The organism is Epibacterium sp. Ofav1-8 (assembly GCF_022348185.1).
Taxonomy (GTDB): Bacteria; Pseudomonadota; Alphaproteobacteria; order Rhodobacterales; family Rhodobacteraceae; genus Epibacterium.
Map to the genome: position 1 here is coordinate 156815 of NZ_JAKRFD010000007.1, position 23947 is coordinate 180761.

Here is a 23947-nt window from a genome sequence, read left to right on the forward strand (position 1 = left end):
GACAGGGCAAGCACATGACCAATCGCCACAAGCGCGAAGACAAAGAAGATTTCCCATGGTGGCTGGTGGCCGTCGGGCTCACGGCGCTCTATCTGGGCATCGAGGTCGCGCGCAGCGATGTCTACGCCCAGATCATGAACACGCTCTGGCGTGGGGTGGGGATCACCGTCTTTGTGACGGTTGTGAGCTTCTTTTCGGCCTCAGTTCTGGGCATGGCACTGGCGCTGGGCGCGGATTCACGCTGGCTTGTGCTGCGTCAGACCTGCCGGTTCTACGTCGAGGTGGTGCGCGGCGTGCCGATCATCGTGCTGTTGCTTTATGTGGCCTTTGTGCTGGCACCGGCCCTGGTGGATCTACGCAACTGGCTGGGCAGTTTCATCGGGCTGGAGGACATCCGCACGCGAAACTTCCCGTTGTTGTGGCGCGCCATTGTGGCGCTGATGATCGCCTATTCCGCCTTTATCGCTGAGGTGTTTCGCGCAGGCCTGCAATCGGTGCCCGAAGGTCAGGTCGAGGCAGCAAAGGCGCTGGGTCTCTCTGGCTGGCAGCGGTTCCGGTTCATCGTGTTTCCGCAGGCGATCCGCACGATCCTGCCGCCGCTTGGCAATGATTTTGTGGCGCTGGTCAAGGATTCCTCGCTGGTGTCCGTGCTCGGTGTTCTCGACATCACCCAGCTTGGCAAGGTCACGGCGGCCAGCAATTTCCGCTATTTCGAGACCTACAACATGGTGGCGCTGGTCTATTTGGCGATGACCATTTCCCTGTCGCTGGGCCTGCGCGCCCTGGAACGCCACCTGCGCAACAAGCAGGATCAGCAATAGCGCGTCAGGTCGTTTTGCGGGCGTAGAAAACCGTCGTGGTGCAGACAGATTGCAGGCCGGAGGGGAAGGCGCTAGCGTCGACCCAAAGGAGACCTCACATGACAAATCCGCTGCTGCGCGACTGGCAAACACCCTTTGGGATTGCGCCCTTCGATCAGATTTCTGACGATGATTTTGCCCCCGCGCTCGATCAGGCCCTTGCTGCCCATCAGGCGCAGATCGAGGCCATCGCCACCAACCCCGAGCCGCCCACATTTGCCAATGTGGTGGAGGCGCTGGAGACCCCCTGTCAGCCGCTTGAGCAGGTACTGTCGGTATTCTTCTCGGTCGCCGGGGCGGACAGCAACCCGGCGCGTGAGGCACTGCAACGGGAGTTTTCGCCCAAGCTGGCCGCGCATTTTTCAGCAATCACCGCCAACAAGGCGCTCTATGCCCGGGTGCAGGCGGTCTGGGAGCAGCGCGGTGACCTCGACCTGACGGATGAACAGGCCCGTGTGCTGATGCTCACGCACCGTGGGTTTGTGCGTGGTGGCGCGGCGCTTCAGGGTGCGGAAGATACGCGCATGCAGGAGATCAAATCGCGTCTTGCAACGCTTGGGACCAATTTCACCCAGAACCTGCTTGCGGATGAGCGGGAGTGGTTCATGGAGCTGACGGAGGGTGACCTCGAAGGCCTGCCCGAATTTGTGGTCAAAGCCGCGCACACGGCGGGCGAGGAAAAGGGCGCATCCGGTCCGGTGATTACGCTTGCGCGTTCGATCGTGACGCCCTTCCTACAATTTTCGCCCCGACGGGATCTGCGCGAAAAAGCATTCCGCGCCTGGGCGGCGCGTGGCGCGAATGGCGGTGACCATGATAACCGCGCAATTGCCGCTGAAATCCTGACCCTGCGCGAAGAGCGCGCCAAGCTGCTGGGGTATGAGAATTTCGCCGCCTACAAGCTGGAAACCGAAATGGCCAAGACGCCAGAGGCCGTGCGCGGTCTCTTGATGGATGTCTGGGGCCCGGCCAAGGCGCAGGCCGACAAGGACGCCGAGGTGCTGACGCGGATGATGCATGAGGATGGCATCAACGGCGATCTGGAGCCGTGGGACTGGCACTATTACGCAGAGAAACGCCGCAAGATCGAACATGACCTCGATGAGGCAGAACTGAAGCCCTACCTGCAGCTTGACCGGATGATCGAGGCGGCCTTTGCCTGTGCCAATCGTCTGTTTGGGCTGGAGTTCGCACCGCTTGATGTGCCGCTTTATCACAAGGATTGCCGCGCGTGGGAGGTGACCCGGAACGGCAAGCATCTGGCGGTGTTCATCGGCGATTATTTTGCCCGTGGCTCCAAACGCTCGGGCGCGTGGTGTTCGGCGATGCGGGCACAGGCGACGTTCCCCGAGGCGCAGACGCCCATCGTGGTCAATGTCTGCAATTTCGCCAAAGGGGACCCGGCGCTGCTGTCCTATGACGATGCGCGCACGCTGTTTCACGAGTTCGGCCACGCGCTGCACCAGATGCTGTCGGATGTGACCTACGAGAGTGTCTCGGGCACCTCCGTGGCGCGTGATTTTGTGGAATTGCCGAGCCAGCTTTATGAGCATTGGCTCGAAGTGCCCGAGGTGCTGCAAGAGTTTGCCACCCACGCCGAAACCGGCGAGCCGATGCCAAAGACAATGCTCGACAAGGTGTTGGGAGCGGCGACGTTTAACATGGGCTTTCAGACCGTGGAATATGTCGCTTCGGCATTGGTGGATCTGGAGTTCCACGATGGTGCCGCCCCCGCTGATCCGATGGCAAAACAGGCCGAAGTTCTGGCGGAGATTGGCATGCCCTCAGCCATTGTCATGCGCCACGCGACGCCGCAGTTTGCGCATGTGTTTTCGGGCGATGGCTATTCCTCGGGCTATTACAGCTACATGTGGTCCGAGGTGATGGACGCGGATGCCTTTGCCTCCTTTGAGGAGGCGGGTGGCGCGTTTGACCCCGAACGTGCCAAGGCACTGGAGGTGCATATCCTCTCCAGGGGTGGGTCTGAGGATGCGGCGGATCTCTATACGGCGTTCCGGGGACGGTTGCCCGGCGTTGAGGCGCTTTTGAAAGGGCGCGGGCTGGCAGCGACGTAAGCGCCCCCTGCGGGGACGCGGCCTCCGGCGGAGGTATTTTGGAAAAGATGAAGAGGGGCGCGATGCGGCGCCCTTCTTTGTCAGTAGCCGCGGGCGCGGTCCACCACATGCACAAAACCCTCGCCTGCCTCGCCGCGGCGTATGTTGTCTGCGATCACGCGCGATGCGGTGAGGGGCCGGGTTTCGGCGGCAATATGCGGTGTGACCGTGACGCGGGGATGTGCCCAGTAGGGATGGTCCTGGGGCAGGGGCTCCACCCGGAAGACATCCAGCGTCGCATGGTCGATCTGACCGCTGTCCAGCGCAGCCAGCAGGGCCGTGTCATCAATCAGCGGCCCACGCCCCGGATTGATGAGGCGCGCGCCTTGGGGCAGATACCCGAGGCTCTGTGCGTTCAGGATGTTTTCTGTCTGCGGGGTGTCTGGCAACAGCAGCACCACGATCTGTGCGTCTGCGAGCGCAGGCTTGAGACCGTCAGAGCCATGGTGACAGGTCACATCCGGCAGATCCTTGGCGGTGCGCGACCATCCCGATACCGGAAAGCCCAGCTTAGTCAGCGCCTTGGCGCAGGCTTGACCCAACGCGCCGAGGCCGAGGATGGTCACCGGGCGTTCCTCTGCCAATGGGGGCACATAGGGCAGCCAGCGGTCCTGCAACGCGACGGACCGGTCGATTTCCAGATGGTAGCGCAGCACGTGGCCAGTGACCCATTCGACCATGGATTGGGTGAGGCCCGGATCAACCATCCGGCACAGGGGCTGGGCCAGGGTTTCATTGCCGGTTATGTTTTCGACCCCGGCCCAGAGGTTCAACACCGCCTTGCAGCGCGTGTAGGGGCGAAAGTCCTGCACGTCGGAATTGGGCGCGTAGATGATGTAGTCCACCTCCTCCGGCGCAAAATCCTGACGCAGATCGACCTTCAGCCCTGCGTCCGCAAAGGCGGCTTTGAGCGGGGCCTCGTAGGTCTCCCAGCGTTCGGGGCGGGCGGCAAACAGGGCGTTGATCATGTGGCAAAGACCCCGTCCATATCGGCAAAGCCCTTGACCTCGATCGGATTGCCGGCCGGGTCGTAGAAGAACATCGTGCTCTGTTCGCCCGGTTCGCCCTTGAAGCGGGTGGTCGGGGGGATCTCAAATTCGACGCCCGCCTCGTGCAGACGCTCGGCGAGGCGTTCCCACTGGTCCTGTGGCAGGATCACCCCGAGATGCGGCATCGGCACCAGATGTTCGCCGACGCGCCCGGTCTTTGCTGTTGCAAACGGGGTGCCCTTGTGCAGCGAGATCTGGTGGCCGAAAAAGTCGAAGTCGATCCAGCTGTCGGTGCTGCGCCCGGCGCGGCAGCCGAGCGTTTCGGCATAGAAATGACGGGCGGCATCAAGGTCATCGACATGGTAGGCGAGGTGAAAGATGCTCATGCGGTGTCTCCTGCATCGGAAAATCGGGTGTGCCATCCATAGCCCCCGGGCCGGGGGCGGGGCCAGCCGGTTTTTGACCGGGTCCTGCGCAGCGGCGCCATCTGAGCGGTGTCAGCGCGGGCGGTGGACGTTGGCGCTCTGAACAATGCCAAAGGCAGCAAGCAAGACCATCATGGCCGATCCGCCATAGGACACCAGCGGCAGGGGGACACCGACAACCGGCGCCAGCCCCATGACCATCGACATATTGACCGCAAAGAACAAAAAGAAGTTCAGCGCAATGCCCAGGGTCACCAGCGACGAAAACCGGTCCTTGGTCGAGATCGCGGTGACGATGCAGAACAGGATGATCAGCATGTAGATCACCAGCAGGGTCACGCCGCCCACGAAGCCGAACTCCTCGGCCAGCGTTGTAAAGATGAAATCGGTCTGTTTTTCCGGCAGGAAGTTCAGCCGCGATTGGGTGCCCTGCATGAAGCCGCGACCGGACCAGCCACCCGATCCCAGCGCGATCTTGGACTGGGTGATGTGATAGCCGGCCCCCAGAGGATCCTGAGAGGGATCAAGAAAGGTATCAATCCGCCGGTACTGATAGTCCTTGAGCAGTTGCCAATCGCTGCCCCGGCTCTGGAACACCGCGGTGACCAGCCCGATCGTCGCGGCGATCACCGCCGCGAAATAGGCCCAGTGCACACCGGCGAGAAACATCACGCCGCCGCCTGCCGCCAGCAGCAGGATCGAGGTGCCAAGGTCCGGCTGCTTCAGCACCAGAAAGGTCGGCAGGACAATCAGCAGCACCGGCAGGATCACAAACAGCGGGCGCGAGGTGCGGTTGGCGGGCAACCAGTCGTAATAGGCCGCCAGCACCATCACCAGCGTGATCTTCATCAGTTCCGAGGGTTGCAGCCGGATCGGACCGATGTCGACCCAGCGCTGCGCGCCCATGCCGACAGAGCCGAACAGCTCAACCGCGACCAGCAAGAGGAGCGCGATCAGATAGGCGAGCACGGAGATATTGCGCCAGAACCAGATCGGGACCATCGCCACCACCAGCATGGCGCCCAGGCCGACCATGAAACGTTTGGCCTGTGGTTCGACCCAGGGCGTGAACGACCCGCCCGCCACCGAATACAGCATCAGGAACCCGATCCCCGCCGCCGCTGACAACAGCAGCACCAGCGGCCAGTTCAGGTAGAAGATCTTGCGCAGCCCGGTGGGGGTCGATTTGGCATGATATTCAAGATAGCTCATGCCTGATCGTTCCCGCCACTTTCAGCCCGTTTCAGCCGTTCGCGTTCCAGGCGGTCCTGCTGTGCTTCGATCTTGCGGCGATCTCCGGCCGGGTAGGCGTCCAGCGGCGGTGTGCCCCCATAGAGCGCCTGCAGCATCACGTCCCGCGCAATTGGTGCGGCCGCGGTCGAGCCGCCGCCGCCATGTTCGACGACAACCGAAACCGCGTATTTGGGATTGTCGAAGGGGGCAAAGCAGACAAACAGCGCGTGGTCGCGGCGCTCCCATGGCAGGTCCTCGTTGCGGATCACCCCCGCAGCGCGTTCGGCGGCGGTGATGTTGCGCACCTGGCTGGTGCCGGTCTTGCCCGCCATCCGCATGCCATCGGCGATGATGCGCGATCGGTAGCCGGTGCCGCGCCGGTCATTGCTGACCGCATACATGGCCTTGCGCACATGTCTCAGATGGGTTTCGCTGATGTCCAGGGGGGTGCCTGCGCCCGAAGGCTCCTCGACGCCATCGACAGATTTCACCAGCCGGGGGGTGACGCTGCGGCCAGAGGCGATCCGCGCGCTCATCACCGCCAGCTGCATCGGCGAGGCCAGCATGTAGCCCTGTCCGATCGAGGCGTTCACCGTATCGCCGACCAGCCAGTCCTGACCATAGGTGCGGGATTTCCACGCCCGGTCCGGCGCCAGCCCTGCGGCGACGGCGGACATCGGCAGGTCGTGACGGATGCCGAGCCCCAGTTTGTTGGCCATTTCCGAAATGCGGTCGATGCCGACCTTGATGGCCAGGTCATAGTAGTAGACGTCGCAGGAACTCTTGAGCGAATCCAGCAGGTTGACATGTCCGTGCCCGGCACGTTTCCAGCAGTGGAACCGCCGCCCGGACACTTCGAGGTGGCCCGGGCACCAGGTGGTTTCCTCCGGCGTGATGACACCGTTTTCCAGTCCCGCAAGCGCCGTCACCATCTTGAAGGTGGAGCCGGGCGGATAGGTGCCCTGCACGGTCTTGTTGGCGAGCGGCCGATAGGGGTCTTCGGTCAGCGCGCGATAATCGGCGACGGAAATGCCGCGCACGAACAGGTTCGGGTCGAAACTCGGGCTGGAGCAGATCGCGCGGATGTCTCCGTTTTCGATGTCAACCACCACGGCGGCGGCGCTTTCGCGTCCAAGGCGGGCCTGCACATAGCTCTGGAGCTCCGCATCCATGGTCAGCTGCATGTCGGCGCCCGCAACCCCCTCACGGCGGTCCAGCTCTCGCATGACGCGGCCGGCGGCGTTGACCTCCACCCGTTTGGTGCCCGCCTTGCCGCGCAGGGTTTCCTCCAGCTTGGATTCAAACCCGACCTTGCCGAACTGGAAGCGCGGGGTCAGCAGCACCGGGTCGGGATCTTCCATCTTGGAGAGGTCATAGTCCGACACCGGGCCGACATAGCCGACGACATGGGCAAAATCCTCGCCCTGCGGATAGACCCGCGACAGGCCGACCTCGGGGGTGATCCCGGGCAGGGCCGGAGCATTCACCGCCACTTTGGAAATATCATCCCAGGACAGCTGATCGGCCAGCGTGATCGGCAGAAACGGGCGCGAGCGGCGCATTTCCGTGCGGGCGCGCTCCAGGTCCTCTTCGTCCAGCGGCAACAAGCGGCTGAGGTTGGCAATCACCGCCTCAACGTCGCCTGCGTCCTCGGGCACCATGACGATCCGGTAGGAGGGGGAATTCTGGGCGATGATCATCCCGTTGCGGTCATAGATCTCGCCACGGCTGGGCGCGAGCAGGCGAATGTTGATCCGGTTCTCTTCCGCCAGCAAGCGGAACTGATCCGCCTGATCCACCTGCAGGAACCGCATCCGCATCGCCAGCGCACCGGCAAAGCCAAGCTGGAGCCCGCCCAGCACCAGCGTGCGGCGGGTCACGGTGCGATGGCTGTTGTCGAGCTCTTTCGGGTTGCGTTTCACGGGCGGGCTCCCAGGGTTTCGGCATCTGCCGCCGAAAGGCGCCGGACCCCGATCACGCTCTGGCTGAGAAGCACGACAAGAGGATAGGCGGCAATGGTCATGATGACTTGCACCAGTATCAGGGCAATATGGGCTTGTTCCACGGCAAGAATGCCAAGGATCACCCGATTGAGCAACGCCATGCCGATCACAATGACGGAGATCGCAAACCACTCGGCCAGAAACGGGGTCTCCCGATGCGGGGACAGACGCGAGCGCGCAAACTCGCAGGCCAGCAGCACCAGCAGTGCCCAGAGGCCGGGCGGGCGTTGAAACAGCAGGTCGGCGAGGAACATCACCGCCGCGATCAGCAGCGGCGGCACGAAATCCGGACGACGCACCGACCAGGCCAGCGACATCGCCAGCAGCAGATCCGGCGGGCTCCAGCGTCGCGGCAGCGTGTCCAGCGGCAGCAGGTGAAAAAACATGATCAGGAGCGCCAGGCCCACGTAAGCCGCGCGCATGAGCCAGATCGCCGTTGGCGTCGTCCTAGCCATTGTCGGCCTCACGGGCGGGGGCGGTTTCGGCGTCGCTGCCCTCCAGCAGGCTGTCCGGGCGGGGCAGGGGGATCATGTCCTCCGGCACGGGTGCGATCAGCGCGCCCGGGTCGGAAATCGGGGTGCTGCCCTGATGGCGCAGGACCCGCAGGAACTCCAGCCGTTCGTAATCGGCCGACAGGCGCACCCGCAGGCGGCCGGCCCGGTCCTGCGCAACCTGTCCGATCAGCAGACCGGGCGGGAACACATGCCCGTCCCCCGAGGTCACCACACGGTCGCCGGGGCGGATCAGCTCCGGGTTCTCGACAAAGTTCAGCAGCGGCGCGGCGGTGTTGTCGCCGCTGACCAGCGCGGTCTGGCCCGAGGGCTGCAAGGTGGCGGGCACGGCGCTGGCGGCATCGGTCAGCAGGATCACGCGGGCGGTATCAAGTCCGGTACCGGAGATACGCCCCACCAGGCCGATCCCGTCCATCGCAGCCCAGCCATCCTGGATGCCGTCCCGGGCGCCCACGTTCAGCAGCACCGACTGGCGGAACGGTGACCCCGAATCCGCCAGCACCACCCCGGTGACATAGGTCAGCTGCGGATCGAGGCGCACATTGTTGAGGTCCAGAAGCCGCGCGTTTTCCTGTTCCAGTTGCAGGGCTGCCTCTTTCCAGGCGCGCATCTGCCGCAACTCGGAGCGCAATTCCTGGTTCTGTTCCGACAGGCGCTGGTAGCTCTGAAAATCGCGCAGCAGGTTCACTACGCTGGTGACCGGCACCATGGCCCATTGCATGTTGGGCACCACTGCATCGACCACCTGGGCCCGGAACCGCTCCACGCGCGGGCTGTCGATGCGCCAGACCAGAAAGATGACCGCCAGCACCAACACCAGAAGCCCGACAAGCAGACGCTTGAGCGGGCCAGCATAATCATCGCGCTGTGACCGATCTTTGGCCAAGGCTCTCCTTCCAGACATGGTTCAATACCAGAGACATGCCCGATCAGGGCGCAGGCGTCAGCTTTCGTAGTCGATGGCGTGGCGCAGCTGCTTTTCGTATTCCAGCGCCTTGCCGGTGCCCAGGGCCACGCAGTTCAGGCTTTCGTCGGCGATCGACACCGCAAGGCCGGTCTGTTCGCGCAGGGCCAGATCGAGGTCGCCCAGCAGCGCACCGCCACCTGTGAGCATCACGCCACGATCAACGATGTCGGCGGCCAGATCCGGAGGCGTGGTTTCCAGCGCGGTCATCACCGCCTCGCAGATCTGCTGCACCGGTTCGGCCAGCGCTTCGGCGACCTGGGCCTGCGAAATCTCGATTTCCTTCGGCACCCCGTTCAGCAGGTCCCGGCCACGGATCTGCATCGACTGGCCGCGGCCATCGTCGGGCATGCGGGCGGTGCCGATGGAGGTCTTGATGCGCTCGGCCGTGGCCTCACCGATCAACAGGTTCTGCTGGCGGCGCAGGTAGGAAATGATCGCCTCGTCCATCCGGTCGCCACCGACACGCACGGAGCGCGCATAGACGATGTCGCCCAGCGACAGAACCGCCACTTCGGTGGTGCCGCCGCCGATGTCGACGACCATGTTGCCGGTCGGGTCGGTGATCGGCATGCCCGCCCCGATGGCGGCCGCGATCGGCTCTGCAATCAGCCCGGCACGGCGCGCGCCGGCAGCCAGCACCGACGAACGGATCGCCCGTTTTTCCACAGGGGTCGCGCCATGCGGGACGCAGACGATGACCTTCGGCTTGGAGAAGGTGGAGCGCTTGTGCACCTTGCGGATGAAATGCTTGATCATTTCTTCGGCGGTGTCGAAATCCGCGATCACGCCTTCGCGCATCGGGCGGATCGCCTCGATCGATCCGGGCGTCCGGCCCAGCATCAGTTTTGCGTCCTCGCCAACGGCGAGAACCTTCTTGACGCCATCCTTGACGTGATAGGCGACCACCGAGGGCTCCGACAGGATGACGCCTCGACCCTTGACGTAAACCAGCGTGTTCGCGGTGCCGAGGTCAATGGCCATGTCCGAGGTGAACAGACCGCCGAGATTTCCGAAGAGCGCCATGTAAGAGGGATCCTGTGAGTACTGCATTTATCTGACCGCGACTCTCTCGTCGGGCCGCAGACCTTGATCTTATAAGCAGGGCGGGCCTGCCGTAAAAGGGAGGAATCCGATCACCTAGCGTCTTTTCGCTTGTGAAACGGGTGGATTTCGATCTGTGCGGCCGGGATTCGCGATTTCGGTGCGCCTGCGCACCGCGCCGGCGCCCGAGCGGTGCCCTCAACCGGCAAAGATCGCATCCATCTGCGCCTTGTAGGTCGCCCAGGTCTTGGTGGCGCGGTTGCCGGCGTAGCCGTGATAATAGGATTTCCCGCTGGAGGTCGGCAGCCCGGCCCAGATCTTGGCCAGGTTGTTCATAAAGGCGGTCTGGGTGATCTCGCCCGCCTTGAAATCCGACAGGCCGGCCTCTTCGATCAGCTGATGGGCAAGCTGGTCCTGCAATTCGGGGCTGAAGCGGCGCCCCAGCGGCACGCCCTGGTGTTTGGCGAGACGGCGCAGGGTGGCCGGAATGAACTGATAGCGCCCGATAGCATGCGGCTGGCCCGGGGTGGCATCGATCCAGGCGTAGATCTCAAGCAGGGTCATGTCGGTGGGCGCAGCCGGGGGCTTGACCCGGGCGCCGTGCTGCACCGCATCATAGTCGGCCTGGCCCGCTTCGGCGCTGGCGATCACATTCATGATTTCGGCGACGTCCACACCCGCCTTTGGTGGCGGGCTGGCAAACAGGCTGCCACTCATGCGACCGCGAAACAGGCTCGCCGCGCCGGGGTTCATAGAGACCGCGCCGCGGCCGGTTTCATCATCGTTGAGGAGGACCGCGCCAGAGGCGGGGGCGGATGTCCGCATGAAGAAACCGCCATCGCCCACCAGCGAGAAACCGGCGGAATTTGCAGGGGCCGGACCGCTCCAGAGCGGCAATATCAGCATCAGCGCGGTGAGCGCACTGGCAAGGGAACTCGTTCTGAGGGGCATCTGGACCTGCTTCTGCGGGCGATTTCAGGGATCAGACTGCGCCATCGAGGTTGAGATTTCGTTTAGGCTGCGCCCTTTCGCAGCGGCGGGTTTGCGGCTATGGGATCTGCATGCTGTCGTATCAACATATCTATCACGCCGGGAACCTGGCGGACGTTCACAAACATGCCCTGCTGGCGTGGATGCTGGACTATATGACCCGCAAGGACAAACCGCTCAGCTATCTTGAGACCCACGCGGGGCGGGCGCTTTATGATCTCGGCTCTGCCGAAGCGGTGAAAACAGGCGAAGCCGCCAAGGGGATCGCGGCGGTGCGGGGCTGGTTCGACGCGGATCACCCCTACGCACGGGTCCTGGACCGGGTTGCCGGTGCGCATGGGCCGCAGGCCTATCCGGGCTCGCCCAGGATCGCGGCAGAGCTGTTGCGCGTGCAGGACCGCCTGCATCTGGCAGAGCTGCACCCGCAGGAGGCCGAGGCGCTGCGCGCGGCGATGCAGAGCACCGGCGCCCGGGTTCATGCGCAGGACGGGTTCGAGATGGCGCAGTCGCTGGCGCCACCGGACCCGCGTCGCGGGCTGCTGCTGATCGACCCCAGCTACGAAATCAAATCGGACTATGCCCGCCTTCCCGGCATCATCGGCAAGCTGCACCGCAAATGGAACGTGGGGGTCATCGCGCTGTGGTATCCGGTCCTGACAGACGGATCTCATGGTGCCATGCTGCGGGCACTGGAGGGGCAGGGCCTGTCCGGCACCCTGACGCATGAGGTGCGTTTCCCACCTGCGCGCAAGGGTCATCGCATGATCGGGTCGGGGCTGTTCGTGGTCAACGCGCCCTTCGGGCTTGCGGCAGAGGCGGCGCGGTTCGATCCGCTGTTCGCGGCGCTCTGACCCACCGCGGCGGGCTTCTCAGGCCGATTGGAGGGCGTCGTCGCGGGCCTGCCACTGCGCGATCCAGTCCCAGCCGCCGAGGGCGGCAATCAGCGGCGCAAGCTCCGCCTCGTATTGCCGCCATTTGCCAAGGCCGTCGGTATTGAGCCCCTGTCGCACCTGAAGGCTGGACGCGGTCAGGATCGCCGTGTCGCTCGCCTCGGGCATCAGGCAGCGCGGGTCCCAGGGCAGGCCCAGAAAGTCGAGAATGTCGCGCAATTGCGCCTCCGGCTGCGTCACCAGCGCCCGATAGGATTGCAGGCGCAGATCCGGCCCCAGTTTCGGGATGTAGTCCTCCAGGCTGTCGTAAGTGCGGCGCAGCATGTGGCCGATCCATGTCAGCTGTCGGGTGTAGGGATGGCGTTCGGCGAAATGGGTGGTGAACATCGAAAGCCCGACATCCAGCGGGTGGCGCAGCATGAAGATCGCGCGGCTCCCGGGCAGGATCATCCGCGCAAATCCGAGATAGAAGCTATCGGTCGGCATCTTGTCGAGCACAACCGGCTCTGGCGGCGGGGTCTGCAACCGCGCCTGCGCCATAAAGGTCGTGCGCCCCTGGTCGATCAGGGCCTCCGACGCGCCAGCGGTCCAGTCGTGCACATGCGGGATGGCCGCCGGATCGTTCGAGGCCGCGCGGCAGGCATAAAAGGCGGTCTGCAAGGCGGGGCTTTCGCCGATGCTGGCAATCTCAGGGTGTTGCAACAGCATGGTTTCCAGCAATGTGGTGCCGGATCGCGCCGGGCCAACCACAAACGCCAGCTTTGGCGCAGCATGGGGCGGCTGCGGTGCGGGGGCCGTATAGCAGCGGCGCTGCGAGGTCACCCGGCGGTCGATCTTGTCCGGGTCATGCCCGCCTGCCAGCAGGCTGTTGCTGGTGGCGAAATGCACAAAGGCGGCCTCCGCGTCGTGGGGGCGCAGCACTTTGGCCAGGGCGTTGTGCAAGGCGGCTCGCTCTGCAGCCGGGCGACTGTCATCGGTGCTCATGTCGCGCAACAGCTGCGCCTCGGGGCTGTCCGGCGCCGGACGGCGGAGCCCGCAGAGCCCCAGAACGGCGGCGCTGCACCCGCGGTCGCGGGCCAGGATGTCCTCAAACACGGCGCGCGCCTCGTCTTGGGCGCCCAACGTGGCGAGGCGGGCGGCAAAGCGCAGCGCGGCGGATTGCCGGGCCGGCCAGTGCTGGTGGAGGGTGCGCAGGATATGCACCGAGCGGTCCCTGCGTTCCAGATGCCAGTAACAATCCGACGCCGCCTCCAGCAGCGCCGGGTTCGCCGGATCGGCGGCCAGCAGCGGCTGGATCGCGCGCAGGGCTGTCACATAGCGCCCGGCGTCGATCAGCGCGTGGTGCCGGGCGATGTCGAACCGGCCCACTGCGGGGGTATGGCAAGGCTGAAGCGCGGACATGGGCGAGCCTCTCGTTTGGTGTTGCCACCAAGACTGGCCGCTCGAGCTTGAGAAACCATGAATGCCAAGTTCCACCACCGCGAAACCACCGGAAAACCAAGCGCTGTCCCGCTCCGGGTCTCCCATAGCCTCCGCGTCTTCCACGGAAAAAAAGGGGCACCCTTTGGTGCCCCTTCATCGTAATCCCGGGTGTGAATAGCTTCAGCCGATGTCCTTGTAGGAAATCTCGCGCGCGTCAGCGCCTTCGCCCATCTTGTCGCGGCGCACGATCAGGCGGTTGAGCGCATCGATATAGGCCATGGCGGAGGCCACCACCGTATCGGTATTGGCGCTGTCGCCGGTGGCGATGACGCCGTCCTCTTCGAGGCGCACGGACACCGTCGCCTGCGCATCGGTCCCCTCGGTCACCGCATGCACCTGATAGAGTTGCAGATGCGCGGAATTCGGATGGATCTTGCGGATCGCCTTGAAGGTCGCATCCACCGGACCGTCGCCCTCGGCGGTTTCGGTGACATCGGTGCCGTCGACTTCCATCTCGACGGTGGATTCCGCTGGACCACCGGTGCCGCAAACCACCTTCATCGAGACCAGTTTAAGATGATCGTCCTCATCGCCGCTGGTGCGCATGAGCGCGATAATGTCGTCGTCAAAGACCTCTTTCTTGCGGTCGGCCAGCTCCTTGAAGCGGACGAACAAGTCCTTGAGCTGGTTGTCGCCGACCTCATAGCCGAGGTTGGTGAGCTTGTCGCGCAGCGCCGCGCGGCCCGAATGTTTGCCAAGCGGAAGCGAGGTTCCCGCAAGGCCAACGTCCTCGGGGCGCATGATCTCAAAGGTTTCCTTGTTCTTGAGCATGCCATCCTGGTGGATGCCGCTCTCATGGGCAAAGGCGTTCTTGCCGACAATGGCCTTGTTGAACTGCACGTTGAAGCCCGAAACGGTGGCGACACGGCGCGAGATATGCATGATCTTGCGGGTGTCGATGCCGGTGGCAAATGGCATGATGTCATTGCGCACCTTCATCGCCATCACCACCTCTTCGAGCGCGGTATTGCCGGCGCGTTCGCCAAGACCGTTGATGGTGCACTCGATCTGGCGCGCGCCCGCCTCGACAGCCGCCAGCGAGTTCGCAGTCGCCATGCCAAGGTCGTTGTGGCAGTGGGTGGCAAAGACAATCTCATCCGCGCCGGGGACGGTTTCGATCAGGCGGCGGATCAGGTCGGCGCTCTCGCGCGGGGCGGTGTAGCCAACCGTGTCGGGGATGTTGATGGTGGTCGCACCCGCCTTGATGGCGATCTCGATCACCCGGCAGAGGTAATCCCATTCGGTGCGGGTCGCGTCCATCGGCGACCATTGCACATTGTCCACGAGGTTGCGGGCATGGGTCACGGTCTCGTGGATGCGCTCGGCCATCTCGTCCATGGTGAGGTTCGGAATCGCGCGGTGCAGCGGCGAGGTGCCAATAAACGTATGGATGCGCGGCTTGGCGGCCTTGCGCACGGCCTCGGCGCAGCGGTCGATATCCTTGAGGTTGGCGCGCGCCAGACCACAGATCACGGAATTCTTGGAGCGTTCTGCGATCTCGCTCACGGCCTTGAAATCGCCCTCAGAGGCGATCGGAAAGCCGGCTTCGATAATATCGACGCCCATGTCATCCAGAAGCTCGGCAATTTCGAGCTTCTCATCATGGGTCATGGTGGCGCCGGGGCTCTGCTCGCCATCACGCAGAGTGGTGTCGAAAATCAGAACGCGATCCTGCGGGTTCACGGTGTCGGTAATGCTGGTCATGTCAGATGTCTTTCTTGCTCGGGTCCCCGCGGCGCTGTGGCGTCCTGTTCGGGGGGAAGGGTCCAATCCATGGCGCGCATGCACATCCTCTGAGCGGGCGCGCCGGATGGCACGCTCAGAGGCGGATTAGGAGCAGTAGGCCACGCGAAAGCGCGCCGCGGGTCGCAGCGTCGGCAATCTGGATATCGGCACACGTGGTCATGGGCCGAGTTATACAGGCCATGCGGCGAATGGAAAGGGGCAAATGTCTCTGCGCCGCAGCACGGTGAAGATTTTGGCGCCACCCTGGGAAGTGGATATTTGTAAGAAGTTGAAAGTAAAGGGTGGAATTTTCCACGCAGCGCGCCAGTTAGGCCGGGCATGACACGGCTTGTATTGGTATTGGGCGACCAGCTGTCCGAAGGATTATCAGCGCTGACGGCGGCTGATCCCGCACGCGATGTGGTGGTCATGGCCGAAGTGATGGATGAGGGCACCTATGTGCCGCATCATCCCAAGAAGATCGCTCTGGTTCTGGCTGCGATGCGCAAGTTTGCGGCCCATTTGCGTGCGCAGGGCTGGCAGGTGGCCTATCGCCGTCTGGATGAGGAGGGCGCTGACAGCATCGTGGGGGAGTTGTTGCGACGGGCCGAGGAATTTGACGCCTCTGAGGTGTTGGCGACCACGCCCGGCGAATGGCGGCTGATCCGCGCGCTGAAATACGCCCCTCTCAAGGTCCATTTCCACGCGGATGACCGTTTCCTGGCGACGCGCGCGGATTTTGCCGACTGGGCAGCGGGGAAAAAACAGCTTCGGATGGAGTATTTCTATCGGCTGATGCGCAAGAAAACCGGCCTGTTGATGGAGGGGGACGCCCCGGCAGGCGGCAAGTGGAACTATGATTCCGAGAACCGCAAAGCGCCACCAAAGGAGATCGACCATGCTGGCCCGCCCCGGTTTGAGCCTGATGGTGACGTCAATGAGGTGCTGGATCTGGTCGAGGCTCGGTTTGGCACCCATTTTGGCGAATTGCGCCCGTTCTGGTTTGCCACCACCCGCGATCAGGCGCTGGAGGCACTGGCGCATTTCATCACCCATGCCCTGCCGCAGTTTGGTGATTTTCAGGACGCGATGATGACGGATGAGCGCTGGCTCTATCATTCGATCCTCTCGCCCTATCTGAACATCGGTCTTCTTTCACCGCTGGAGGTCTGCGAGGCCGCAGAGGCAGAATGGCAGGCGGGGCGCGCGCCGCTCAACGCGGTGGAGGGGTTCATTCGCCAGATCCTGGGCTGGCGCGAATTTGTCCGCGGCATCTATTTCATCGAGGGCGAGGATTACCCCAGCCGCAACGCGCTGGGTCAGACGCGCGCCTTGCCGCCGCTCTATTGGGGGGCGGAAACCGGGATGCAGTGCCTGTCGCAAGTGGTGCGGCAAACCCAGGAAGAGGCCTATGCCCACCATATCCAGCGGCTGATGGTGACCGGCAATTTTGCATTGCTGGCCGGGGTCGATCCCGCCGAGGTGCACGACTGGTATCTGGCGGTCTATGCGGATGCGTTTGAATGGGTGGAGGCCCCCAATACGGTCGGTATGAGCCAATTTGCCGACGGTGGCATCATTGCCTCCAAACCCTATGTGTCCAGCGGCGCCTATATCGACAGAATGTCCAACTATTGCGCCAGTTGCGCCTATAAGGTGAAGCAGAAAACCGGCGAGGGGGCCTGCCCGTTCAACTTGCTTTACTGGCATTTTCTGAACCGTCACCGGGATCGGTTCGAGGGCAATCCGCGCATGGGCAATATGTACCGCACATGGGATCGGATGGACGCTGACAAGCGGGATGTGATCTTGCAGGAGGCCGACGCCTTCCTTGCCAAACTGGAGGCGGGCGAAAAGGTTTAGCGGGTTATGTTCATCCAGAACGTGCGCCATCTGTCTTCTGTCTCGGGCGACAGCTCGGCCAGCGTCAGGGCATCCGGTGCCAGTCCGGGCAGATCCTTGGCGAGCTTATCGGGCGCGCGCGGCGAGCGTTCGATCATATCAAGCGCGATGTTGGCCCAGACGTTGCGTCCCTCGGGCGTTGGAGCGGCAAAGGCGCAGAGATAGGCGAGATAGCCAAACTCGGTACCGCGCCCAAGCCCGTGGCGCAGCGCGTAGGCCTTGGCTTTCAGGCGCAAATGCAACGGCTTGGGCGGCTCTTTTATCACGGGAAGGCGCTCCGCAAGCGCGGTGTTCACGGGGGCGCCGGGCGGGAACATCGCGTCAAAACGCCCGTGATACACATGGCGCATATAGGTCGAATACCGGCTGACCGTATCGTTGCCAAAGCGCACTTCACGCGCAGTTTGCGTAAGGAGTGCGCCAAGGCGGATTTGTTCTATATTTGATACTTTTGGATTGGTGTTCAGTGCTTCATGCGGCTTCAATGATTGATTTATGATATCGCTTTCGGCCTCTGTCAGGCCCAGAATGCCTGTGTCGAGCACCTCTGTACCGGTCTGGATCTGGTCTTCGAGCGCGGTGCCTTTGCAGGCGTCAATGATGGGCGCCCACTCCGGGCGTCCCGCCAGCCAGCCGTCGCGATCATAGAACAGCGGCACCTGCGCCGCGATGCGCTCGGTCATCTGCCGGGGCGGTGCCGTAAAGGCCGTGTCGGTCGCCACCCAGCAGACCGGGGTGGTGCGTTCTGAAAGGGCCAGTTGGAGTGCGTGAAGCTGTGCGCGGGCAGGTGCGCGCCCGGCGTCGGTCCACTGTGCAATTTGATCGACTGACAGGATCTGGTGGCGCACGGGCAGATCCGGGCGGCGGTTGGCCTCATCGCACATCAGCAGGATCTCCACCCCCTCCAGCCCCTGTTTCAGGGCGGAAAGGATGCTGTAGGAGAGCTGCTGTTGCTGGCGCGGCGCGCGCCCGTGGACGAGATAAAGGAGCGTGGCCATCTGGCGGTTTAGTTGCCGTCGTCCTCGGCCGCGTCCTCAGCCGGGGTTGTCAACGCGCCATTGTCCCATGTGCCCGAAGCCTCCTGCCCGGAGGCGTAGCGCATGGTGCCCGGTCCCTGCCGTTTGGAGTTCACGAAGCTGCCCTCGTAGACATCGCCATTGGCATAGGTGGCCGTGCCCTCACCGCTGATCTTGCCGTCGACCCAGTCGCCTTCATAGCTGAAGCCATCGACCATGGTGATCTTGCCGGTGCCATGGCGCTGACCGTTCTCGAATTGCCCTTCGTAGATCGACCCATCCGCATAGGTGACCGTGGCCTCCCCATGGCGCAGACCGTCCTTCCAGCCGCCCTCATAGCGGTAGCCGTCGGGGTAGGTCATGGTGCCCTGGCCATCGTTCTTGGCGTTCTTGAAGCTGCCCTCGTAGGTGACGCCATTGGGGTAGGTGGCCATCCCGTCGCCCTCGATCACGCCGGCCACCCATTCGCCCTCGTAGGTGGAGCCGTCGGGATAGGTGATTTTGCCGGTGCCATGGGCCAGGTCATCGCGGAATTCGCCCTCGTAGACCGATCCATCCGGGTAGGTGACCTTGCCGGTGCCCTCGATCTGGCCGGCCTGCCACAGGCCGGTGTAGACATAGCCATCGGTGCCGGTGAAGGTGCCTTCGCCCTGGCGCAGGTCGTCTTCGAACATGCCTTCGTAGACATCGCCGTTGGCATAGGTCAGCTTGCCCTTGCCCACCCGGCGCCCGTTCACCAGCGGGCCTTCGTAGACGTCACCGTTGGGCTGCGTCAGCGTGCCGTCGCCGTTCATCTGGTCGTCGGCCCATTCGCCGTCGTATTTGAGACCGTCGGGCATCACCAGCGTGCCGAGACCGTCGAGTTTGCCGTCCTTGACACCGCCCTGGTAGGTGGCGCCGTTGGGGTAGGTGATCTTGCCCAGACCTTCTTTGCGGCCTTCGACCCAATCGCCCTCGTAGGTATAGCCACCGGGGTTCTGCATGGTGCCGCGGCCGTGGTGCTGCGCATTGACGAAATCGCCCTCGTAGCGCACGCCATTGGCATAGACCGCGACGCCATGGCCATTGATGACCCCATCTTGCCATTCACCCTCGTAGGTGCCGCCGTCGGCAAAGGTGATCTTGCCGATGCCTTCGGGTTTTCCCTTGGCGAATTCGCCCTCGTAGACGGACCCGTTGGGAAAGCGCGCAACCCCCTGGCCGCGGATCTCGCCTTCGACCCATTGGCCGCTGTATTCGTACCCGTTCGGCAGCGTGTAGGTGCCCTGACCATGTTGCAGCCCGCCCTTGAACTCGCCTTCATAGACGCCGCCGATCTCGTCCTGGGTGGTCAGAACCTGATCCTCCTGCGCGAAGCCGGGGAGGGGCGCGCCCGCCGTCGCCAGCGCAAGCAGGGAGGTCAATACGATAGTGGAGCCGATGCGGGTCATGGAAACCTCAGTTGCCTCAGTGAATTGCGAGAGCTGCCTGTCATGGGGTGCTTGCCCGGAACTTATGCCAGCGGGGATGATGTCGCAACGGTTTTGCCCCATTGGTCTTTTCCTTCGGCGGGGATCTGATACATGGCGGGGGAGGATATGCATTCAAGGACCCGGACGATGGCTGACAGGTTTCGCATCACGCTTGCGCAATTGAACCCGACGGTGGGGGGGCTGGCTGGCAATGCCGCCAAGGCGCTGGACGCCTGGCAGACGGGACGCGACGCCGGGGCTGACCTGGTGGCGCTGCCGGAGATGTTCATCACCGGCTACAATACGCAGGATCTGGTGATGAAACCGGCCTTTCATCAGGCCGCGATCGCCGAGGTCGAGACACTGGCCGCGGCCACGGCAGAGGGTCCGGCGCTGGCGATCGGCAGCCCCTGGGTCGAAGGGGGCAAGCTCTATAACGCTTATCTGATCCTCAAGGGCGGCAAGATCGCGTCGAAATGCCTGAAACACCACCTGCCGAATGAAACGGTGTTTGACGAGGTGCGGATTTTTGATGCGGGGCCGTTGGGCGGGCCATACTCCGTTGGCAATACCCGTGTCGGCAGCCCGATCTGCGAGGACGGCTGGCATGAGGATGTCGCCGAAACGCTGGAAGAAACCGGTGCCGAGTTCCTGCTGATCCCCAATGGTTCGCCCTATTATCGCGGCAAGATGGAGACCCGCTACAACCACATGGTGGCCCGCGCGGTCGAAACCGGCCTGCCGGTGATCTACCTCAACATGGTGGGCGGTCAGGACGATCAGGTCTTTGACGGTGGGACATTTGCGCTCAACCCGCATGGCGCATTGGCGGTTCAGTTGCCGGTCTTTGACGAATGCATCGCGCAGCTCGATCTGGAGCGCACCGCCGATGGCTGGCGCATCAAGGAGGGCGAGAAGGCGCATCTGCCCGATGCGTGGGAGCAGGACTATCGCACCATGGTGCTGTCCTTGCGCGACTACATGGGCAAGACCGGGTTCAAGAAAGCGCTGCTGGGCCTCTCGGGTGGTGTGGATTCCGCCATCGTGGCCGCCATCGCGGTCGATGCGCTGGGCGCGGAGAACGTGCGCTGTGTCATGCTGCCCTCGGAATATACCTCCAGGGACTCGCTGGAGGATGCAGAGGCCGTCGCCAAGGCGCTGGGCGTGCACTATGACTATGTGCCGATTTCCGAAGGGCGCGAAGCAATCACCAACACGCTGGCACCGCTCTTTGCGGGGCGTGACGCGGATCTCACCGAGGAAAACATCCAGTCCCGCCTGCGCGGTCTGTTGTTGATGGCGATGTCCAACAAATTTGGCGAGATGCTGCTGACCACCGGCAATAAATCCGAGGTCGCGGTGGGCTATGCCACCATCTACGGCGATATGAACGGCGGCTATAACCCGATCAAGGATCTCTACAAGACACGGGTGTTTGAAACCTGCCGCTGGCGCAACGCCAATCACCGCGACTGGATGATGGGGCCGGAGGGCGAGGTGATCCGCCCCAACGTCATCGACAAGCCCCCCTCAGCCGAGTTGCGCGAAGACCAGAAGGACAGCGATTCCCTGCCGGACTATCCCGAGCTCGATGCGATTCTCGATATCCTTGTGGATCAGGACGGATCGATCGCGGATTGCGTCGCCGCGGGCTTTGATCGCGACGTGGCAAAACGGGTCGAGCACCTGCTTTATATCAGCGAATACAAACGCTTTCAGTCCGCACCCGGTGCCCGCCTGACCAAACGCGCCTTCTGGCTTGATCGGCGCTATCCGATTGTCAATCGCTGGCGTGACCCGAACTGAAAAACGCGGCGGCATCGTTCTGGAACAGGAGGGTTCCGGCCCTGATTGAGGCCGGAAGAACACAGGCCGCAGGAACTGGTCCCACGTGCCTCATGCGCGGCTGGACCCGCTCTTTGCCCACGGACTAGAACTGCCCCATGCCCGGACCTCAGCTGCCTCATTTCAATTCGGACCGCGCGCTGCCAAACGCGGTTGATGTCGTCGTGATCGGCGGTGGCATCGTGGGTGCGTCCACGGCGCTGGAACTGGCCGAACGGGGCCATTCGGTGCTGTTGTGCGAAAAGGGCCAGATCGCGGGCGAACAAAGCTCGCGCAATTGGGGCTGGGTGCGCATGTCGCAGCGCGACCCCCGCGAAATGGCGCTGATGACCCATTCCCAGCGCATCTGGGAAGGGCTGGACGCACGCACCGGCTACGCGACGGGCTATACCAAATGCGGCATCATGTTCACCGCAGGCAGCCGCAAGCGCGAGGCGGAGTTGCTGGCCTGGGCGGAACATCTCAAGGCGATCGGCGGCGAAGGCCACATGCTGCGCGGCGCGGCGCTGGAGGCGCTGACACCGGGCTATGGCCATCGGTTGCGTGCGGGCTTTCACACGCCGCAGGACGGCTGCGCCGAACCGCAGATGGCCACGCATGCGATTGCCTCTGCTGCGCGCGACAAAGGGGCCGTGGTGGTCACCGGCTGTGCCGTGCGCCGGCTGGACGTGGAAGCCGGGCGCATCCGTGGCGTGCTGACCGAGAAGGGCCGCGTCACCGCAACGGCCGTGGTGGTTGCGGGCGGGGCCTGGTCGCGCCTGTTCCTGCGCAACGAGGGCATCTTCCTGCCGCAACTCAAGGTGCTCAATTCCGTGATGCGGCTGTCGCCGGTCGAGGGCGTGCCGGAAACCGCGCTTTGGGCGGCGGGCTTTGGTCTGCGCAAACGCGCAGATGGCGGCTACACCGTTGCGTCGGGTGGCGAAAACACCTTTGACATCGTGCCCGACACCTTCCGCATCGGGCACCGCTTCATTCCGGCCTTTCTGCAGGATGTCACCGCCCTGCGATTCCGCCTGTCCAACCGCTGGGGCATCGAGACCCGCGAGGCCCGCCCCTGGACCGGCCAGGATCGCACCCCGTTTGAGGAAACCCGCGTGCTTGATCCGCAGCCCTCGCAAAAGGCCCTGCGCCGTGGGCTTGCGGCGGTACGCGATGCCTTCCCGGCGCTGGAAAAGGCCGATGTCACCCAAAGCTGGGGCGGCCTGATTGATGTGACCCCGGATGAGATTCCGGTGATCTCCGAAGTGCAGGCCCGCCCCGGCCTGTTTGTCTCCACGGGCTACAGCGGGCACGGCTTCGGCCTTGGTCCCGGTGCCGGGCGGCTCACTGCGGATCTGGTGACGGGGGACGCGCCCATTGTGGACCCGCGCCCCTTCCGCCTGAGCCGCTTCGGGTCTTACCCCATCATCTGATAGCTGACCGGGACAAACCTGAACCCGTCGCCCCGCGTCTCCACATAGCCCGCAGCCGGGAACGGCATATGGTAGCCGATCATCGGCGTGCGGCTGTCCGCCAGCATTGAGAGCACCCGCCGCCGCGTTGCCGAGGCCGCATCCTTGTCGGTGTCAAAGCTGGTCTGCCATTCGGGATGGGCAAAGGGGAACACATAGTGATTGGCCAGATCCGCCGTCAGCAGCAGCTTCTGCCCGCCGCTCTCGATCATGTAGACCATATGCCCCGGCGTATGCCCAAAGGCCGCCATGCCGGTCACGCCCGAGGCCACGGCGCCGCCATCCTCGATAAAACTCATCTTCTCGGCCTGCGGAGTTACCTTGGCCCGCACCCGATCCGCGCCGCCATTGCCCTCAGGCAGCCCGGTCCAGTGGTCGTATTCCGCCGCCGCCGTCACATAGCGCGCATTGGCAAAGGTGGCCGCGCCGCTGTCGTCGGTCATGCCGCCGATGTGGTCGCCATGCATATGAGTCAGCACCACCACATCGATCTCGTCGGGGGTCACACCCGCATCCGCCAGCGCCGAGGTGATGCCGCCCGCGTTGAGGCCGGTATCAAACAGGATTTTCTCTGACCCCGTATCAACCAGCGTCGGGGTAAAATAGAACTGCGCGCTGGTGTCGGAGATGAAATTCTCCTGAGCGACCTCTGCAAACGCCTCATCCGAGGCCCCGCCGCCAAAGATATCTTTCACCCCATCGCGCCCGGTGCTGCCCGCCAGCAGGCTGTGCACGGTATAATCGCCAACCTTGAAGGCTCGGGCATGCAAGGGTTTCATGGCACCCCCCTCGCCAGCGGCCTTCACGGGCGCAGCAACACTGGCGGCAATCGGGGCGGCGGCGGCACCGGCCAGCGCGGCACGGCGGGATAGCTTTACTGTCATCCTCTTGGTCTCCTTGTTGATTGATATGATCCAAGCCTAGCGCGCCAGCCCGCAAAGTCCCCCGAAGCCCGATCACGAATGCGTGGGAGCACCACACCGCCTTCAACTTCTCCCAAATATCCCCGCCGGAGGCCGCGCCCCGACAGGGGCGCTCTTGGCGGCGAGAG

19 protein-coding genes are annotated in these 23947 nt (G+C 63.7%); 6 read left to right on the top strand and 13 right to left on the bottom strand.

Features of this window, described 5'->3' with window-relative positions:
- Positions 1–14: 14 nt before the first annotated feature.
- Both MHM97_RS13085 and MHM97_RS13090 read left to right on the top strand, forming a co-directional pair.
- On the top strand, positions 15–821 hold the full coding sequence (locus MHM97_RS13085) for an amino acid ABC transporter permease (protein ID WP_239322795.1): 807 nt from the start codon (positions 15–17) through the stop codon (positions 819–821).
- 98 nt (positions 822–919) lie between these two features.
- Positions 920–2935, top strand: a complete 2016-nt coding sequence (locus MHM97_RS13090) for a M3 family metallopeptidase (RefSeq protein ID WP_239322796.1) — start codon at positions 920–922, stop codon at positions 2933–2935.
- An 80-nt stretch (positions 2936–3015) separates the two neighbouring features.
- On the opposite strand, the gene MHM97_RS13095 is transcribed toward MHM97_RS13090, so the two are convergent.
- The 8 genes from MHM97_RS13095 to MHM97_RS13130 all read right to left on the bottom strand — a co-directional run bounded on the left by MHM97_RS13095 (position 3016) and on the right by MHM97_RS13130 (position 11095).
- Entirely contained in the window at positions 3016–3942 is a 927-nt protein-coding gene (locus MHM97_RS13095) for a 2-hydroxyacid dehydrogenase (protein ID WP_239322797.1), read from the bottom strand.
- On the bottom strand, positions 3939–4349 hold the full coding sequence (locus MHM97_RS13100) for a VOC family protein (protein ID WP_239322798.1): 411 nt from the start codon (positions 4347–4349) through the stop codon (positions 3939–3941). Before MHM97_RS13100 ends, MHM97_RS13095 begins: the two co-directional genes overlap by 4 nt.
- 111 nt (positions 4350–4460) lie before the next feature.
- The gene (gene rodA / locus MHM97_RS13105; protein WP_239322799.1) at positions 4461–5600 is read right to left on the bottom strand and encodes a rod shape-determining protein RodA; all 1140 of its coding nucleotides are present in this window, start codon (positions 5598–5600) and stop codon (positions 4461–4463) included.
- A complete protein-coding gene (mrdA, locus tag MHM97_RS13110; RefSeq protein WP_239322800.1) occupies positions 5597–7543 on the bottom strand; it encodes a penicillin-binding protein 2 in 1947 nt (648 codons plus the stop codon). Before mrdA ends, rodA begins: the two co-directional genes overlap by 4 nt.
- The gene (locus MHM97_RS13115) at positions 7540–8079 is read right to left on the bottom strand and encodes a rod shape-determining protein MreD (RefSeq protein ID WP_239322801.1); all 540 of its coding nucleotides are present in this window, start codon (positions 8077–8079) and stop codon (positions 7540–7542) included. The genes mrdA and MHM97_RS13115 overlap by 4 nt, the downstream gene beginning before the upstream one ends.
- Positions 8072–9022, bottom strand: coding sequence for a rod shape-determining protein MreC (mreC, locus tag MHM97_RS13120; protein WP_239322802.1), 951 nt, complete (start codon positions 9020–9022; stop codon positions 8072–8074). The genes MHM97_RS13115 and mreC overlap by 8 nt, the downstream gene beginning before the upstream one ends.
- A 57-nt stretch (positions 9023–9079) precedes the next feature.
- On the bottom strand, positions 9080–10126 hold the full coding sequence (locus MHM97_RS13125; protein ID WP_239322803.1) for a rod shape-determining protein: 1047 nt from the start codon (positions 10124–10126) through the stop codon (positions 9080–9082).
- 216 nt (positions 10127–10342) lie between these two features.
- Positions 10343–11095 carry a hypothetical protein gene (locus tag MHM97_RS13130; RefSeq protein WP_239322804.1) on the bottom strand — a complete coding sequence of 251 codons (753 nt, stop codon included), beginning with the start codon at positions 11093–11095 and terminating at the stop codon, positions 10343–10345.
- 110 nt (positions 11096–11205) lie between these two features.
- On the opposite strand from MHM97_RS13130, the gene MHM97_RS13135 reads away from it, so the two are divergent.
- Positions 11206–11985 carry a 23S rRNA (adenine(2030)-N(6))-methyltransferase RlmJ gene (locus tag MHM97_RS13135; RefSeq protein WP_239322805.1) on the top strand — a complete coding sequence of 260 codons (780 nt, stop codon included), beginning with the start codon at positions 11206–11208 and terminating at the stop codon, positions 11983–11985.
- An 18-nt stretch (positions 11986–12003) separates the two neighbouring features.
- Here MHM97_RS13135 and MHM97_RS13140 read toward each other — a convergent pair whose 3' ends face one another.
- Both MHM97_RS13140 and MHM97_RS13145 read right to left on the bottom strand, forming a co-directional pair.
- On the bottom strand, positions 12004–13425 hold the full coding sequence (locus tag MHM97_RS13140; protein WP_239322806.1) for a tetratricopeptide repeat-containing sulfotransferase family protein: 1422 nt from the start codon (positions 13423–13425) through the stop codon (positions 12004–12006).
- A gap of 201 nt (positions 13426–13626) precedes the next feature.
- Positions 13627–15210: a 2-isopropylmalate synthase gene (locus tag MHM97_RS13145; RefSeq protein ID WP_239322807.1), complete on the bottom strand. Its 1584-nt coding sequence runs from the start codon at positions 15208–15210 to the stop codon at positions 13627–13629.
- A 360-nt stretch (positions 15211–15570) separates the two neighbouring features.
- Between MHM97_RS13145 and MHM97_RS13150 the strand changes: the two genes are divergently transcribed.
- The gene (locus MHM97_RS13150; RefSeq protein WP_239322808.1) at positions 15571–17094 is read left to right on the top strand and encodes a cryptochrome/photolyase family protein; all 1524 of its coding nucleotides are present in this window, start codon (positions 15571–15573) and stop codon (positions 17092–17094) included.
- Here the strand turns inward: MHM97_RS13150 and MHM97_RS13155 are convergent.
- A complete protein-coding gene (locus MHM97_RS13155) occupies positions 17091–18131 on the bottom strand; it encodes a hypothetical protein (RefSeq protein WP_239322809.1) in 1041 nt (346 codons plus the stop codon). The two genes, MHM97_RS13150 and MHM97_RS13155, sit on opposite strands and share 4 nt — an antisense overlap.
- 8 nt (positions 18132–18139) lie before the next feature.
- Positions 18140–19579 (bottom strand): MORN repeat-containing protein, encoded by a 1440-nt coding sequence (locus MHM97_RS13160; RefSeq protein WP_239322810.1) that lies wholly within the window; start codon positions 19577–19579, stop codon positions 18140–18142.
- Positions 19580–19747: 168 nt separating this feature from the next.
- Between MHM97_RS13160 and MHM97_RS13165 the strand changes: the two genes are divergently transcribed.
- Positions 19748–21406 carry an NAD+ synthase gene (locus MHM97_RS13165; RefSeq protein WP_239322811.1) on the top strand — a complete coding sequence of 553 codons (1659 nt, stop codon included), beginning with the start codon at positions 19748–19750 and terminating at the stop codon, positions 21404–21406.
- 137 nt (positions 21407–21543) lie between these two features.
- Positions 21544–22857, top strand: coding sequence for an NAD(P)/FAD-dependent oxidoreductase (locus MHM97_RS13170; protein ID WP_239322812.1), 1314 nt, complete (start codon positions 21544–21546; stop codon positions 22855–22857).
- Here the strand turns inward: MHM97_RS13170 and MHM97_RS13175 are convergent.
- A complete protein-coding gene (locus MHM97_RS13175) occupies positions 22842–23780 on the bottom strand; it encodes an MBL fold metallo-hydrolase (RefSeq protein WP_239322813.1) in 939 nt (312 codons plus the stop codon). The two genes, MHM97_RS13170 and MHM97_RS13175, sit on opposite strands and share 16 nt — an antisense overlap.
- Positions 23781–23947 lie beyond the last annotated feature (167 nt).

Coding starts and splice junctions, on each gene's coding strand:
- MHM97_RS13095 (WP_239322797.1), bottom strand. CDS start 3,942: ATGATCAACGCCCTGTTTGCCGCCCGCCCCGAACGCTGGGAGACCTAC.
- MHM97_RS13115 (WP_239322801.1), bottom strand. CDS start 8,079: ATGGCTAGGACGACGCCAACGGCGATCTGGCTCATGCGCGCGGCTTAC.
- MHM97_RS13130 (WP_239322804.1), bottom strand. CDS start 11,095: ATGCCCCTCAGAACGAGTTCCCTTGCCAGTGCGCTCACCGCGCTGATG.
- MHM97_RS13150 (WP_239322808.1), top strand. CDS start 15,571: ATGACACGGCTTGTATTGGTATTGGGCGACCAGCTGTCCGAAGGATTA.
- MHM97_RS13140 (WP_239322806.1), bottom strand. CDS start 13,425: ATGTCCGCGCTTCAGCCTTGCCATACCCCCGCAGTGGGCCGGTTCGAC.
- MHM97_RS13145 (WP_239322807.1), bottom strand. CDS start 15,210: ATGACCAGCATTACCGACACCGTGAACCCGCAGGATCGCGTTCTGATT.
- rodA (WP_239322799.1), bottom strand. CDS start 5,600: ATGAGCTATCTTGAATATCATGCCAAATCGACCCCCACCGGGCTGCGC.
- MHM97_RS13170 (WP_239322812.1), top strand. CDS start 21,544: ATGCCCGGACCTCAGCTGCCTCATTTCAATTCGGACCGCGCGCTGCCA.
- MHM97_RS13135 (WP_239322805.1), top strand. CDS start 11,206: ATGCTGTCGTATCAACATATCTATCACGCCGGGAACCTGGCGGACGTT.
- MHM97_RS13100 (WP_239322798.1), bottom strand. CDS start 4,349: ATGAGCATCTTTCACCTCGCCTACCATGTCGATGACCTTGATGCCGCC.
- MHM97_RS13175 (WP_239322813.1), bottom strand. CDS start 23,780: ATGACAGTAAAGCTATCCCGCCGTGCCGCGCTGGCCGGTGCCGCCGCC.
- MHM97_RS13085 (WP_239322795.1), top strand. CDS start 15: ATGACCAATCGCCACAAGCGCGAAGACAAAGAAGATTTCCCATGGTGG.
- MHM97_RS13165 (WP_239322811.1), top strand. CDS start 19,748: ATGGCTGACAGGTTTCGCATCACGCTTGCGCAATTGAACCCGACGGTG.
- MHM97_RS13155 (WP_239322809.1), bottom strand. CDS start 18,131: ATGGCCACGCTCCTTTATCTCGTCCACGGGCGCGCGCCGCGCCAGCAA.
- MHM97_RS13160 (WP_239322810.1), bottom strand. CDS start 19,579: ATGACCCGCATCGGCTCCACTATCGTATTGACCTCCCTGCTTGCGCTG.
- MHM97_RS13125 (WP_239322803.1), bottom strand. CDS start 10,126: ATGGCGCTCTTCGGAAATCTCGGCGGTCTGTTCACCTCGGACATGGCC.
- MHM97_RS13090 (WP_239322796.1), top strand. CDS start 920: ATGACAAATCCGCTGCTGCGCGACTGGCAAACACCCTTTGGGATTGCG.